The organism is Kistimonas asteriae, from assembly GCF_018263925.1.
In the GTDB taxonomy this organism is placed as follows: Bacteria; Pseudomonadota; Gammaproteobacteria; order Pseudomonadales; family Endozoicomonadaceae; genus Kistimonas; species Kistimonas asteriae.
On the sequence record NZ_JAEVHF010000008.1, the window covers coordinates 79,644 to 92,756 of the forward strand.

Annotated in this window: 12 protein-coding genes and 5 tRNA genes; 13 read left to right on the forward strand and 4 right to left on the reverse strand. The window is 51.6% G+C overall.

Annotation, left to right across the window (positions count from 1 at the left end; genetic code table 11):
• Nucleotides 1-137 precede the first annotated feature (137 nt).
• Complete coding sequence (locus tag KHS78_RS10780) at nucleotides 138-785, forward strand: MiaE family protein (protein WP_211828283.1); 648 nt, start codon at nucleotides 138-140, stop codon at nucleotides 783-785.
• 26 nt (nucleotides 786-811) lie between these two features.
• Here KHS78_RS10780 and KHS78_RS10785 read toward each other — a convergent pair whose 3' ends face one another.
• Together KHS78_RS10785 and KHS78_RS10790 are read right to left on the reverse strand one after the other, a co-directional pair.
• Nucleotides 812-1,585 carry a UDP-2,3-diacylglucosamine diphosphatase gene (locus tag KHS78_RS10785; RefSeq protein WP_211828285.1) on the reverse strand — a complete coding sequence of 258 codons (774 nt, stop codon included), beginning with the start codon at nucleotides 1,583-1,585 and terminating at the stop codon, nucleotides 812-814.
• On the reverse strand, nucleotides 1,536-2,045 hold the full coding sequence (locus tag KHS78_RS10790; protein ID WP_211828294.1) for a peptidylprolyl isomerase: 510 nt from the start codon (nucleotides 2,043-2,045) through the stop codon (nucleotides 1,536-1,538). Before KHS78_RS10790 ends, KHS78_RS10785 begins: the two co-directional genes overlap by 50 nt.
• 327 nt (nucleotides 2,046-2,372) lie before the next feature.
• Here KHS78_RS10790 and KHS78_RS10795 point away from each other — a divergent pair, with 327 nt between their 5' ends.
• The 4 genes from KHS78_RS10795 to yiaY all read left to right on the forward strand — a co-directional run bounded on the left by KHS78_RS10795 (nucleotide 2,373) and on the right by yiaY (nucleotide 7,171).
• The gene (locus tag KHS78_RS10795; protein WP_211828295.1) at nucleotides 2,373-2,516 is read left to right on the forward strand and encodes an entericidin A/B family lipoprotein; all 144 of its coding nucleotides are present in this window, start codon (nucleotides 2,373-2,375) and stop codon (nucleotides 2,514-2,516) included.
• 78 nt (nucleotides 2,517-2,594) lie between these two features.
• Nucleotides 2,595-4,262: a glutamine--tRNA ligase/YqeY domain fusion protein gene (locus KHS78_RS10800; protein WP_211828297.1), complete on the forward strand. Its 1,668-nt coding sequence runs from the start codon at nucleotides 2,595-2,597 to the stop codon at nucleotides 4,260-4,262.
• A gap of 80 nt (nucleotides 4,263-4,342) precedes the next feature.
• Nucleotides 4,343-5,725, forward strand: coding sequence for a cysteine--tRNA ligase (cysS, locus tag KHS78_RS10805; protein ID WP_211828299.1), 1,383 nt, complete (start codon nucleotides 4,343-4,345; stop codon nucleotides 5,723-5,725).
• A 294-nt stretch (nucleotides 5,726-6,019) separates the two neighbouring features.
• Nucleotides 6,020-7,171 carry an L-threonine dehydrogenase gene (gene yiaY, locus KHS78_RS10810; protein ID WP_211828301.1) on the forward strand — a complete coding sequence of 384 codons (1,152 nt, stop codon included), beginning with the start codon at nucleotides 6,020-6,022 and terminating at the stop codon, nucleotides 7,169-7,171.
• Between the two features lie 54 nt (nucleotides 7,172-7,225).
• On the opposite strand, the gene folD is transcribed toward yiaY, so the two are convergent.
• Complete coding sequence (folD, locus tag KHS78_RS10815; protein ID WP_211828303.1) at nucleotides 7,226-8,086, reverse strand: bifunctional methylenetetrahydrofolate dehydrogenase/methenyltetrahydrofolate cyclohydrolase FolD; 861 nt, start codon at nucleotides 8,084-8,086, stop codon at nucleotides 7,226-7,228.
• Complete coding sequence (locus tag KHS78_RS10820; RefSeq protein WP_211828305.1) at nucleotides 8,067-8,435, reverse strand: hypothetical protein; 369 nt, start codon at nucleotides 8,433-8,435, stop codon at nucleotides 8,067-8,069. Before KHS78_RS10820 ends, folD begins: the two co-directional genes overlap by 20 nt.
• 21 nt (nucleotides 8,436-8,456) lie before the next feature.
• Between KHS78_RS10820 and KHS78_RS10825 the strand changes: the two genes are divergently transcribed.
• From KHS78_RS10825 to clpX, 8 genes are all read left to right on the forward strand, one after another.
• Nucleotides 8,457-8,533, forward strand: a tRNA-Pro gene (locus KHS78_RS10825).
• 28 nt (nucleotides 8,534-8,561) lie between these two features.
• Nucleotides 8,562-8,638 (forward strand) — tRNA-Arg (locus tag KHS78_RS10830).
• A 163-nt stretch (nucleotides 8,639-8,801) separates the two neighbouring features.
• Nucleotides 8,802-8,877: transfer RNA gene (locus KHS78_RS10835), tRNA-His, on the forward strand.
• A gap of 36 nt (nucleotides 8,878-8,913) precedes the next feature.
• A tRNA-His gene (locus KHS78_RS10840) sits at nucleotides 8,914-8,989 on the forward strand.
• Between the two features lie 38 nt (nucleotides 8,990-9,027).
• Nucleotides 9,028-9,112: transfer RNA gene (locus tag KHS78_RS10845), tRNA-Leu, on the forward strand.
• A 251-nt stretch (nucleotides 9,113-9,363) separates the two neighbouring features.
• Nucleotides 9,364-10,704 (forward strand): trigger factor, encoded by a 1,341-nt coding sequence (gene tig, locus KHS78_RS10850; protein ID WP_211828314.1) that lies wholly within the window; start codon nucleotides 9,364-9,366, stop codon nucleotides 10,702-10,704.
• 80 nt (nucleotides 10,705-10,784) lie between these two features.
• On the forward strand, nucleotides 10,785-11,423 hold the full coding sequence (gene clpP / locus KHS78_RS10855; protein ID WP_211828315.1) for an ATP-dependent Clp endopeptidase proteolytic subunit ClpP: 639 nt from the start codon (nucleotides 10,785-10,787) through the stop codon (nucleotides 11,421-11,423).
• 143 nt (nucleotides 11,424-11,566) lie between these two features.
• Nucleotides 11,567-12,856 (forward strand): ATP-dependent Clp protease ATP-binding subunit ClpX, encoded by a 1,290-nt coding sequence (gene clpX / locus KHS78_RS10860; protein WP_211828317.1) that lies wholly within the window; start codon nucleotides 11,567-11,569, stop codon nucleotides 12,854-12,856.
• Nucleotides 12,857-13,113: the final 257 nt, after the last annotated feature.

Sequence of the window (13,113 nt, forward strand, 5' to 3'; positions counted from 1 at the left end):
GACGGATTGCCTCCTGATAATGAAAAAGTTGAAGTAATATTGCGATCCCGTTGAAGCGTAGACCTTTTCATGCAGTGCTTGGTTTTGTTGAATGTCTTTTTATAATGATCAGGGGCTTGTTGGGAGGAGTGAGAGTAATGGGTTTATTGCCAGAGCTGGATGAGTTCTTACTGTGCGAAACGCCAGATACCTGGGTGGCAGCGGCGCTGAACAATCAGGACATTCTTTTGATTGATCATGCCAATTGTGAAAAGAAGGCCGCAGCTACTGCACTAAACCTGATGTTCCGTTATATCGAACATACGGATCTTCAGAACAAAATGTCCCGGTTGGCCAGGGAAGAGCTCCGCCATTTTGAGCAGGTATTTGCCATCATGCAGCAGCGGGGGGTTGATTATCGGTATGTCTCCGCTTCCCGTTATGCAACCACGTTGCGAGACCACGTCAGGAAACAGGAACCTCTGCGCCTGGTTGATACACTGATTGTTGGGGCATTTATCGAAGCGCGTTCCTGCGAGCGATTCAGCAAGCTGGCGCCTTATTTGGATGACGAACTCGCCAAGTTTTACCGCTCCCTCCTTAAGTCTGAGGCACGGCATTTTCAGGATTACCTGATATTGGCCATGAATGTATCAGAAGGGTCAATCACATCGCGCGTTGCGGATATTGCAGAGATCGAATGTGAGGCTATTTTACGCGTAGATCCAGAGTTTCGTTTCCATAGTGGTGTCCCCGTGAAAGCGACTGAAGAGGCTGCCGGCGTGCAGGTGCTTGAAACGGTGTAATCTAGTCTCCATGATCCCGACCTGTTTCAGGGGTTCGGGATCGAAAAATGCGCCAGATTGAAATGGCCATTGCTGAACTCCAGGTACCAGCCCTCTTTGTCCCAGTCTCCCAGAACAATGCGTTGAGCGGGTTGGCCGCCCAGTTGCAATGCGTGTGTCGCAGGACGATGTGTGTGGCCGTGCACGAGAGTGAGTGTTTGATGTGCCTGCATGATTTCCGCAACGGCTTCTGGTGTCACATCCATGATCGTTATGGGTTTTGCTGAACCGGCATCACGACTTTTGGTGCGCAACTTTTCTGCGATGTGTTTCCGGGTACGCAGTGGCAGATGGTTAAATAACCATTGAATCAGTGGGTTGCGAACAAATCTTCGAAACCGAAGATAGCCAGTATCCAAGGTGCAGAGGCTGTCGCCATGCATCAACAAAATCGGTGTCTCATCCAAGCTAACCAGTGTGGGGTCATCCAGCCAGGTGGCGCCGGTTTTGCGGCAGAAAGCTTTGCCGACCAGGAAGTCGCGATTGCCTGGCATGAAGAAGATGTTTCGACCTGTTGCTGTGTAGCGGAGCAGGGCTTCGGCAATCTCGAGGTGGAAACTGTCCATGGCGTCATCGCCAATCCAGTACTCGAAGAAATCGCCCAGAATGTAGAGCGATTCAGCTTCCAATGCCTTGCCTTGCAGGAAACCATGGAATGCCCGGGCGACATCCGGTCGCTCGGGCATCAGGTGAAGGTCTGAGATAAAGAGGCTAGGCAACGACCGCAGGCTCCACCACTTCGGCGGATTCAATGATGACATCTTCCACGGGGACGTCCTGGTGGAAGCCGGCATTGCCCGTTTGGACAGACTTGATCTTTTCGACAACGTCCATGCCGTCAACCACTTTGCCGAATACGGCGTAACCCCAGCCCTGGGCGTCTTTGCTGGTGTGGTTGAGGAAATCGTTATCGGCTACGTTGATGAAGAACTGGGCGGTAGCAGAGTGGGGGTCCATGGTGCGCGCCATGGCGATGGTGCCTGTTGCGTTCTGGAGGCCGTTGTCCGCTTCGTTCTCGACGGGGTTGGCCGTGTCTTTTTCCTTCATCTCGGGCTCAAAGCCGCCGCCCTGAACCATGAAGCCGTTAATGACACGGTGGAAAATGGTGTTGTTGTAGTGGCCCTTTTTCACATACTCCAGAAAGTTTGCGACAGTCTTGGGCGCCTTCTCGGCATCCAGCTCCAGTTTGATGTCACCAAAAGTGGTGTGAAGAATTACCATATACGTGCCTTAGATGCTGTTACTACTGGCAGACCACGGCTTCAGTTTGAAAGCAATCGCTGAAGCGAGTTGTGGTCTGGATGGTTGCTGCTTCCGTTGAGGGTGCAGATTGGCCATATGATAGCTTCAGATTTCGCCAAGACCAATGCCTTGTTGGCTTTGCTGTCGGTATTGTCCGGTTAAATAACGCTGGTTTGCCCGTGATTCCGGCGAAGGCAGGGGATTTAACTGTTATAGTGATAGTGGTAATCTCTGCCTCTAATTGACAATTGGCATTTCCCACCCTGCTGATTTCTGGCAGAGGCGCGTTCCCACTAAGGATTTACTATGACACGCAGGATACCAGGTCTGGTCACCACTGCCGTAATGGCAGTTCTGATGCTGGTGGCTGGCGGCTGTAATACCATGGAAGGCCTTGGCAAGGATATTCAGGCTCTGGGCAACAAGATTGAACAGAGCGCCGGGCAGTAAGCGTATAAATCGCTTCGTTCGCGTTTCTACCGATTACCGCCTATCAACCGTTTATTTTCTGAGTTTCACCGGCATACGATGAGCATCACAGACAAACCCAGCCATTTTCTTGAGCAGATCATTGAAAAAGATCTGGCCGACGGCAAGTTTTCTTCCATCAGCACCCGTTTCCCGCCGGAGCCTAATGGTTTCCTGCACGTGGGGCACGCCAAGTCCATCTGTCTGAACTTCGGTCTGGCGGAAAAGTATCAGGGACAATGTAACCTGCGCTTCGATGATACCAATCCAGCAAAGGAAGAGCAGGTGTATGTCGACGCGATTAAGGAAGACGTTCATTGGCTCGGTTTTCAGTGGGCGGGCGAGGTGCGTTATGCCTCCGATTACTTTGATACTTTCTATGAGTGGGCGCTGCATCTGATTCGTGAAGGCAACGCTTACGTTTGCGACCTTTCACCAGAAGAAGCCAGTGAATATCGTGGGTGGGCCACCAAGCCGGGTAAGGATAGCCCTTACCGTACGCGTAGTGTTGAAGAAAACCTGGATCTTTTTGGGCGCATGCGCGCGGGTGAATTCGATGAGGGCGCCAAAGTGCTGCGGGCCAAGATTGATATGGCCAGCTCCAATATGAACCTGCGAGACCCTATTCTGTACCGGATTCGCAAGCAGTCCCACCATCAGACCGGTGACAAATGGTGCATCTATCCGAGCTATGACTTTGCTCATGGTCAGGAAGATGCGATTGAGGGCATTACCCATTCCATTTGCACGCTGGAATTCCAGGATCACCGGCCACTGTATGACTGGTTCATTGAAAATCTGCCGGTGCCGCATAAGCCGCGCCAGTATGAATTTGCGCGTCTTAACCTGAACTATACCGTGACCAGTAAGCGGAAACTGAAGAAGCTGGTGGATGAAGATGTCGTATCAGGCTGGGATGACCCGCGGATGCCGACCATTTCCGGCATGCGTCGCCGGGGCTATACAGCATCAGCTATTCGCAAATTCTGCGACATGATCGGCGTAACCCGTTCCGATGGTATCGTCGATGTAGCCATGCTGGAGCATGCGATCCGTGACGACCTGAACGAGAATGCAGCCCGTGCCATGGCGGTGCTGAATCCGTTAAAAGTGGTCATCACCAATTTGCCGGAAGGCGAAGTGCAGGCAATGACGGCGGCGGCACATCCCAACCGTCCTGAAATGGGCGAGCGTACCCTACCATTTACTCGCGAGATCTATATCGATCGCTCAGACTTCACCGAAGACAGCACCCTGTCCCGGAAAAAGTTCAAACGGTTGGTGCTGGGTGAGTGGGTGCGCCTGCGCAGTGCGTATGTTATCCGTGCTGACGAGGTGGTCAAGGATGATGCCGGTAAGATTGTCGAAGTCCGTGCTACGCTGGTGCCGGGTACCGTCGGGGAAAATCCGCCAGAGGGTGTCCGCCCCCGTGGTGTGATTCACTGGGTTTCGGCTTCTCAGGGGCGTCAGGCGGAACTGCGTATTTATGACCGTCTGTTTACCCATGAAGCGCCAGATCGCGGTGAAGAGGATTTCATGAAGTACGTGAATCCTGAGTCGCTGCAGGTCGTGCAGGCCTGGATTGAGCCGGGGCTTGCGGATGCTGCGCCGGAGCAGGGCTTCCAGTTTGAGCGGGAAGGGTATTTTGTGGCGGATCGTGTTGATCACACGGCCGAACATCCCGTTTTCAACCTGACCATCGGCCTCAAGGATACCCAGGGTAAATAATAACGCCCTGCACCGGCTTTCCCGCAGTAGGAAAGCCGGTGATCACGTTTGGGTAGAAAGACAGTAAACAGGATGACACCGTGCTTCAGATTTATAATTCCCTGACCCGAAAGAAAGAGCCTTTTACCCCGCTGGATGGCAACAATGTCCGGATGTATGTCTGCGGGATGACGGTGTATGACTTCTGCCATATCGGCCATGCACGGACCGTGACGGCGTTTGATGTGGTGGCCCGCTATCTGCGTGCCCGTGGTTACAATCTCACCTATGTACGTAATGTCACGGATGTAGATGACAAGATCATCCGTCGTGCCCTGGAAAACGGTGAGACCATTGATGTACTGACTGACCGGATGATTGCCGCCATGCGAGAAGATTTCCGTCAGCTGGGTAATCTGGATCCGGATGAGGAGCCCCGCGCTACCGCCCATATTGATGGCATGATCACCATGATCGAAGGCCTGATTGAAAAGGGTTTTGCCTATGCCCCGGGAAATGGAGATGTCTACTATCGGGTGCGTAAGTTTGAGGGCTACGGCAAGCTGTCTGGCAAGGTGCTGGAAGAGCTGGAGGCTGGCGCCCGTATTGAGGTGGATGAGCAGAAAGAAGATCCGCTGGATTTTGTGCTCTGGAAAGGTGCTAAGCCCGAAGAGCCGTCTTGGGATTCCCCCTGGGGTAAGGGGCGTCCCGGCTGGCATATCGAATGCTCGGTCATGGGCAAGTGCTGCCTGGGTGAAACCTTTGATATCCATGGCGGCGGTTCCGATCTCAGGTTCCCCCATCATGAAAACGAGATTGCCCAGAGTGAGGCGGCCAACGGCACCACATTCGTCAATACCTGGATGCACTCCGGGGCGATTCGCGTCGATAACGTAAAGATGTCCAAGAGTCTGGGTAACTTCTTCACCATTCGTGAAGTGCTGGAAAAGTATAATCAGGAGCTGGTGCGTTACTTCCTGATTTCCAGTCAGTATCGCAGCCCGATGAATTACTCAGAAGACAGTTTGAAAGAGGCTGGTATCCGTCTTGAGCGTCTTTATACTGCGCTGAAGGATCTGGATCTCTCTGGTATTGAAGTGCCTGAAAACCATCCGTTCGAGCGGCGTTTCTTTGCTGTGATGGATGATGATTTCAATACGCCAGAAGCGTTGGCGGTATTGTTTGAATTGGTGCGCGAGTTGAACCGGGTTCGCAGCGAAGATGTCAACAAGGCACTGCCGTTGGCGGCACTGCTGCGCAAGCTGGGTAGTATTCTTGGCATTCTTCAGGGTGAACCGGAAGCGTTCCTGAAGTCCGGTGCTGACGTCGATGAGGCTTGGGTTCAGTCGATGATTGATCAGCGTGTTGCTGCCAAGAAAAATCGTGACTTTTCTGAAGCTGACCGGATTCGTGACGAACTCGCGTCGCAAGGGGTTATTTTGGAAGATAGTCGCGAAGGTACGACCTGGCGGATCGAACGTTAAGAAGTATTGCCAAGCCCCCGATTTCGGGGGCTTTTTTTTATCTTTTCACCTGTAAACAACCTGTTTTGTCGATGATTGTTTCTGTTTGTTCGCGTTAGCTTTGAAAACAGATTCAAACAAACGTTGTTTTAGCTGCCGGAGATCAATGCAATGGTGGGTTTGCAGCGCATGCCCTATTGCGTCAGGTCAATATGAGGGTTGATGGCGGGTGGTAACTTGGTTGGTATGAAGTTTTTTGTTCTGTCGCATATCTGGCGGCAGGCTAAGTCGTAATACTGACACGGAGTGATAACCATGAGTGCCTTCAAGTTTTTCATGCCGACCATTAACCACATGGGTGAAGGATGTCTGGCTGAAGCGATCAACGATATTGTCGGATTTGGCCTTAAGAAAGCCCTGGTTGTGACGGATAAGGTGCTGAACGATATTGGCCTGGTCGCCGATGTGGTTGAGCAGCTGGGTGGAAAAGGGATTGCCAGCGTTATTTATGATGGCACTCAGCCCAATCCGACCTGTGGAAACGTTCAAGATGGTCTTGCGCTGCTGCAGGAAAATGACTGTGATTGCGTTATTTCCCTCGGTGGCGGTTCTCCTCATGACTGCGCCAAAGGGGTTGCATTGGTTGCGACCAATGGTGGTGAGATCAAGGATTATGAAGGTGTAGATGTTTCCGGTAAGCCCCAGCTGCCGCTGGTAGCGATTAATACTACCGCAGGTACTGCGTCTGAGATCACCCGTTTCTGCATCATCACTGATGAGAAACGTCATGTGAAAATGGCGATTGTTGACAAGAACACCACGCCGATTATGTCAGTTAATGATTCTGCGCTGATGAAAGGTATGCCAGCTTCCCTGACGGCAGCGACCGGTATGGATGCCCTGACCCATGCGGTAGAAGCGTATGTCTCTACGATCGCTACGCCTGTGACTGATTGTTGTGCGCTGAAAGCCATCAAATTGATCGCTTCTTACCTGCGCCGTGCGGTCGATAATGGCGAAGATATGGAGGCCCGTGATCAAATGGCTTACGCGCAGCTGTTGGCGGGTATGGCGTTCAACAATGCCAGTCTGGGCTACGTTCACGCGATGGCGCACCAGCTGGGCGGTTTCTATGATCTGCCGCACGGTGTATGCAACGCTGTCCTGCTGCCTCATGTCCAGCAGTACAATGCGCAGGTTAGCCCGGGTCGTCTGGCTGATGTGGCGCGTGCCATGGGTAAGGATGTTGAGGGTATGGAAGCGCCTCAGGCCGCTGAAAAAGCACTGGAAGCGATCCGTGACTTGTCGGCGTCTGTTGGTATTCCCGCAGGTCTGCGTGAGCTGAATGTGAAAGAGGAAGATCTGGATCTGCTCGCAGAGAATGCGCTGAAGGATGCCTGTGGTCTGACCAATCCCAAGCAGGCTACCCACGATGAAATCGTGGCTATTTACCGCAATGCGATGTAATTAATAGTTATAAAAAAGGCCGGGCGTGATGTCCGGCCTTTTTGTTTGTGTGCCTTATGCGTCTGGGTGAAGATGCTCGGCAGCATATAGTGTGTTTTCCAGCAGGGTTGCGACGGTCATGGGTCCGACGCCGCCAGGTACTGGTGTGATCCAGGAGGCGCGCTCAGCGGCAGCTTCAAACTCCACATCGCCAACCAGTTTGCCGCTTTCCAGGCGGTTGATGCCCACATCAATAACAATGCTACCGGGTTTGATCCATTCACCTTTTACCAGTCCAGGTTTTCCGACACCCACAATAACGATATCAGCGCTGGCGACTTCTGATGCCAGGTTTTCGGTGAAGCGGTGTGCAGTTGTGGTAGTGCTGCCCGCGAGGAGCAGCTCCAGCATCATGGGACGGCCAACAATATTGGAAGCTCCGACAATCGTTGATTTCTTGCCACGCAGGCATTCACCAGTGCTTTCCAGTAGCGTCATGACGCCCTTGGGGGTGCAGGGGCGTAGCATCGGATTCCGTTGGCAGAGACGTCCGATATTGTAGGGGTGAAAACCATCAACATCTTTATCCGGGCGGATGCGTTCGATAACGTGAGTGCTGTTGATGTGGGGGGGGAGTGGGAGCTGGACGAGGATGCCGTCGATTTCAGGGTCGTTGTTCAGGTTATCGATAAGGGTGAGTAATTGGTCTTCAGTGGTGGCGGTGGGTAGGTCATAGGAGCGAGAAAGGAAGCCGACTTTTTCGCAGTCCCGTCGTTTCTTGCCAACATAAACACGGGAAGCGGGATCTTCGCCCAGGAGTATCACCGCGAGGCCTGGGGTGCGGAGACCTTGTTCCTGTCTTGTTTTTACAGCAGCAGCTATGCGGTCCGTGATCCCGTCAGCAATGCGTTTGCCATCAATGATCTTTGCGTGCATGAGATGTGACTTGTTTTTTCTGTTTCAGGAAGGCGGGGAGTATGACAGATTTTCGGCGGTAAATCGTGGCATGGGTCAACGCTTGGAGGGACATTGCTTTTCTCTGGCAGGTGTGGGATTTCTTATTCGAGTTGATCTGTTCTGTATTTAGATAGGGGATAACGCTTTTTATTTGGTCGGTTTTGTTGCGGGGTAAAAACTGTTCTTTACTAAAGAGAAACCAGTGAGTGGCATTTTCGTTAATGCTTTTTATAAGTCCTCGTTTCCTAACGAAAAAAGGTAGGCGAAGAGGCGTTGACGAACCGAAGGGCTGCGGGTAATATTCGCCCCGTCGTTGAGCAGCACTCATGCCGCTTCGCAGCGTCTGATTCGGGGTATAGCGCAGTCTGGTAGCGCGCCTGCTTTGGGAGCAGGATGTCGGGAGTTCGAATCTCTCTACCCCGACCAGTTACAACCTGTGATATAAAGGGTATATGCGCCCGTAGCTCAGTTGGATAGAGCAACGGCCTTCTAAGCCGTGGGTCGCAGGTTCGAATCCTGCCGGGCGCGCCATGCAGTGTCTCTGATCGGTTTTCTTAGCCAGTCTCTGAAAACGTTTTTTGGTTTGATGATGTGTCGTTTGGTTTGAGGCTGGGGCTTGCATCCTGTTTAAAAATCAGTACGATGCGCTTCGCAACTGATCGGTGAGATTCTCTCTGGCAGTATGAATTTAGTGGTGGGCGTAGCTCAGTTGGTAGAGCTCAGGATTGTGACTCCTGCGGTCGTGGGTTCGATTCCCATCGTCCACCCCACTTAATTCTTTGTAGTTAGTGTTTGATGTTGTGTTGGTGGGCGTAGCTCAGTTGGTAGAGCTCAGGATTGTGACTCCTGCGGTCGTGGGTTCGATCCCCATCGTCCACCCCAGTTTTGAAGAGTATCCCGCCAAGTTGGTGGGTTTTTGTGCGGAAGTGGTGGAATTGGTAGACACGCTGGATTTAGGTTCCAGTGCCGAAAGGCGTGAGAGTTCGAGTCTCTCCTTCCGCACCATATATTGTTAAAAATGGGGATAAGCTTGCCTTATCCCCATTTTTCGTATGTCGCGAAAAGGTCGTGCTGGTACCTATGTGTCCATGTACCTTTTGGTTGCAAATAATAAGCGCATAAAAGACTGTCTTCCGGGGATTGATCTTGTAGCAAGGGGATGTGTATCAACTATTCAGTGATGCATGAGAATTTGATACCCTGTTACACTTTTCAGTGACCGAATGTTGCTACAGCTGGTTTTATGAGGAATACCCATGCAAGTCTCACTTGAAACGACTTCCGGCCTTGAGCGTCGCCTGACTATTGTTGTTCCGGCGGCTGATGTAGATGCCAAGGTTGAGGAGCGTCTTAAGGAAATGAGCCGCCGTGTCCGTCTGGATGGTTTCCGTCCGGGCAAGGTACCGTTCAAGGTGGTCAAGAAGCGTTACGGAAAGGGCGCTTATCAGGAAGTACTGGGTGAGGTTATGCAGACCTCCTACATGGAAGCGATCTCCAGCGAGGAACTCCAGCCTGCCGGTTCTCCCAGTGTTGAACCCACGGTGATGGAAGAAGGCAAGGACTTCGAGTTCATTGCAACATTTGAAGTTTACCCGGAAATCGCCCTGGAAGACTTTGCTCAGATCAATGTCGAAAAGCCCGTCAGCACGGTTCAGGATGCTGATGTTGATACCATGCTCAGCACGCTGCGTGAGCAAAGCCGTACCTGGGAAGTGGTTGAGCGTGCTGCCGAGAGCGGTGATCAGGTAGAGATTGACTATGTTGGTACCCTGAACGGTGAAGCGTTTGAGGGTGGCAGTGCTGAAGATCAGAAGCTGGTGCTGGGTTCTGGTCAGATGATCCCTGGCTTTGAAGATGGCCTGGTGGGTGCCTCTGCTGGCGAAGAGAAAGTGCTTGAGCTGACCTTCCCGGAAGAGTATCACTCAGAAGAGCTGAAAGGTCAGCAGACGACCTTTACCGTTAAGGTTAAAGCGGTCAGTCAGCCTGTTCTGCCGGAAATGAACGATGAGTTCTTTGCCAAGTATGGCGTTAAGGACGGCGGCGAAGAGGCGTTCCGTGAAGAAATTCGTAAGAATATGGAGCGTGAACTGCGTCAGTCTGTCAAGACCAAGATCAAGAACCAGGTGATGGATGGACTGTTGTCTGTTCACAATCTGGATGTGCCCCAGGCTCTGGCGGCGCAGGAGATTGATCGTCTGCGTCATCAGGCGGTTGCCCAGTTTGGTGGTGCCAACAGCGGTATTGATCCGAAAAACCTGCCAGCTGAACTGTTTAAAGATGAAGCTGACAAGCGCGTCAAGCTTGGCCTGCTGGTCGGTGAGATCGTTAAGGTTAAAGAGATCAAGGTCGATGATAACCGTGTGCGCAGCATGATCGAAGACATTGCTTCTGCTTACCAGCAGCCTCAGCAGGTGATTGACTGGTACTACAGCAATGAGCAGCAGCTGAGCCAGGTGCAGTATGTTGTACTGGAAGAACAGGTGGTGGATACTATTCTCGATGCTGCGCAGGTTTCTGAAGCTGAGTGCAGTTACGAAGAGGCCATCAAGCCTGCTCAACAACATGCCGCTGAAGAAGAGGCTGAAGCACAGGCCTGAGCCTGCCGCTGATCTTCTCAGCAAGACCGGAGCACTGTCGGAGACAGTGCTCCCACACCGACAAGGAGCCATTCCAGGATATGTCCAGATTCACTGATTACAGCGCTCCCCAAATATCTGCAGCCGGTGGGCTGGTGCCCATTGTGGTGGAGCAATCTGCCAGGGGTGAGCGTTCCTACGATATTTATTCCCGCCTGTTAAAAGAGCGGGTTATTTTTATGGTGGGCCAGGTTGAAGATTACATGGCTAACCTGATTGTTGCCCAGATGCTGTTTCTGGAGTCAGAAAACCCGGATAAGGATATTCACCTTTATATCAATTCTCCCGGCGGTTCTGTCACGGCGGGTATGGCAATCTATGACACCATGCAATTTATCAAGCCTGATGTCTGTACCTATTGTGTCGGGCAGGCAGCCAGTATGGGTGCATTGCTGCTGGCTTCCGGTGCTGCGGGTAAGCGTTATTGTCTACCACACTCCCGAGTGATGATTCATCAGCCTTTGGGTGGGTTCCAGGGTCAGGCGTCTGATATTGAAATTCATGCCAAAGAGATTCTGACCATCAAGGACAAACTGAACAAGGTCTTGTCACATCATACCGGCCAGCCCATGGAAGTGGTTGAAAGAGATACTGACCGTGACAACTTTATGGATGCCCTTCAGGCCAAGGAGTATGGTCTGATTGATGAGGTGATGGATAAGCGCCAGGTTTCCGAGTAGAAGCCTGGGCTGACCCATGGCATTTCGGGTGGTCAGCAGTACGGACAAGGCGATTACCTTTTCTCTGTCTGACCCCCTTGAAATGTGACGGTAAAACCAGCATCTTGTTGTAAAAGGGTTATCCCAGAAAACAGGGTATTTGAATGACCGACCAGAGCAACGGCAAGGGTGATGATAGCGGCAAGCTGCTTTACTGCTCCTTCTGCGGCAAAAGCCAGCATGAAGTGCGGAAGCTGATTGCGGGCCCATCGGTCTTTATTTGTGATGAATGTGTTGATCTCTGTAACGATATTATCCGTGAAGAGGTTCAGGAAGCAGCACCGGAAGGTAGCAGTGACAAGCTTCCCGCGCCCAGAGAGATCAAGGATATTCTGGATGAGTATGTTATAGGTCAGCAGCGTGCCAAGAAGGTGTTGTCCGTTGCAGTCTATAACCACTACAAGCGACTTCAGGCGGGTGAAAGCCGCAACAAAGATGATGTAGAGCTCGGGAAGAGTAACATCCTTCTGGTGGGGCCGACGGGTTCCGGTAAAACATTGCTTGCTGAAACGCTGGCGCGTCTGTTGAATGTCCCTTTCACGATTGCGGACGCAACGACGTTAACAGAAGCAGGTTATGTGGGTGAAGATGTTGAAAACATCATCCAGAAGTTGCTTCAGAAATGCGATTATGATGTAGAAAAGGCTCAGATGGGCATTGTCTATATCGATGAAATCGACAAAATTTCAAGAAAGGCCGACAATCCGTCCATTACCCGGGATGTATCAGGTGAAGGCGTGCAACAGGCGCTTCTCAAGCTGATTGAGGGTACTGTGGCATCGGTTCCGCCTCAGGGCGGGCGTAAGCATCCGCAGCAAGAATTCTTGCAGGTTGATACCTCCAATATTCTCTTTATTTGTGGTGGTGCATTTGCGGGTCTGGAAAAAGTGATTCGCGACCGGACAGAGAAGGGCGGTATTGGCTTTTCTGCAGATGTCAAAAGCAAAGATGTCAAGAAAAGTCTTGGTGAGACATTCAAGGATGTTGAGCCCGAAGATCTGGTTAAATATGGCCTGATCCCTGAGTTTGTTGGTCGACTGCCGGTTGCCGCAACGCTTGAAGAGTTGGATGAAGAGGCGCTGATCAGAATTTTGACGGAGCCTAAGAATGCGCTGACCAAGCAGTATTCACGCCTTCTGGAAATGGAAGGGGTGGATATCGATTTTCGTGATGAGGCATTGCGAGAAGTGGCTCGTCAGGCGATGGAGCGAAAAACCGGTGCTCGTGGCTTGCGTTCTATCCTTGAAAACGTGTTGCTTGAGATCATGTATGACGTGCCTTCGGATAAGACTATTTCCAAGGTGGTCATTGATGGAAATGTGATTCGGGGTGAAACTGCTCCTATTTTGATTTACGAAAATACTGAAACGCAAAAAGCGCTACCAGAAGAGTAAGTCATCCTGCGAGGTGACAATCATGCGATTGTCACCTCTTTTTTCATTCATTGCCTCCTCCCTTCTCCTCTGCTGATTCCCTTTTCCAGTGCTCAGCTTCGCTTTTTTATTTATATTTCAATAATTTTGGTCAGTGGTGACAAAGTGGTCAGCGTTTTTTGATGCAGGTCATTTTGTCCTTGTATTTTTGTTCGTAAGCCCTCATCTTAGTGACTGTAAGGCGGTCTGCGGTAGTCGCTGGCGCTGCACTGAGTTGT

What these genes read in the sequence shown, in the direction of transcription:
- KHS78_RS10780 (WP_211828283.1), top strand. Translation starts at nt 138, where the DNA reads ATGGGTTTATTGCCAGAGCTGGATGAGTTCTTACTGTGCGAAACGCCA.
- KHS78_RS10785 (WP_211828285.1), bottom strand. Translation starts at nt 1,585, where the DNA reads ATGTCATCATTGAATCCGCCGAAGTGGTGGAGCCTGCGGTCGTTGCCT.
- KHS78_RS10790 (WP_211828294.1), bottom strand. Translation starts at nt 2,045, where the DNA reads ATGGTAATTCTTCACACCACTTTTGGTGACATCAAACTGGAGCTGGAT.
- KHS78_RS10795 (WP_211828295.1), top strand. Translation starts at nt 2,373, where the DNA reads ATGACACGCAGGATACCAGGTCTGGTCACCACTGCCGTAATGGCAGTT.
- KHS78_RS10800 (WP_211828297.1), top strand. Translation starts at nt 2,595, where the DNA reads ATGAGCATCACAGACAAACCCAGCCATTTTCTTGAGCAGATCATTGAA.
- yiaY (WP_211828301.1), top strand. Translation starts at nt 6,020, where the DNA reads ATGAGTGCCTTCAAGTTTTTCATGCCGACCATTAACCACATGGGTGAA.
- folD (WP_211828303.1), bottom strand. Translation starts at nt 8,086, where the DNA reads ATGCACGCAAAGATCATTGATGGCAAACGCATTGCTGACGGGATCACG.
- KHS78_RS10820 (WP_211828305.1), bottom strand. Translation starts at nt 8,435, where the DNA reads ATGAGTGCTGCTCAACGACGGGGCGAATATTACCCGCAGCCCTTCGGT.
- tig (WP_211828314.1), top strand. Translation starts at nt 9,364, where the DNA reads ATGCAAGTCTCACTTGAAACGACTTCCGGCCTTGAGCGTCGCCTGACT.
- clpP (WP_211828315.1), top strand. Translation starts at nt 10,785, where the DNA reads ATGTCCAGATTCACTGATTACAGCGCTCCCCAAATATCTGCAGCCGGT.
- clpX (WP_211828317.1), top strand. Translation starts at nt 11,567, where the DNA reads ATGACCGACCAGAGCAACGGCAAGGGTGATGATAGCGGCAAGCTGCTT.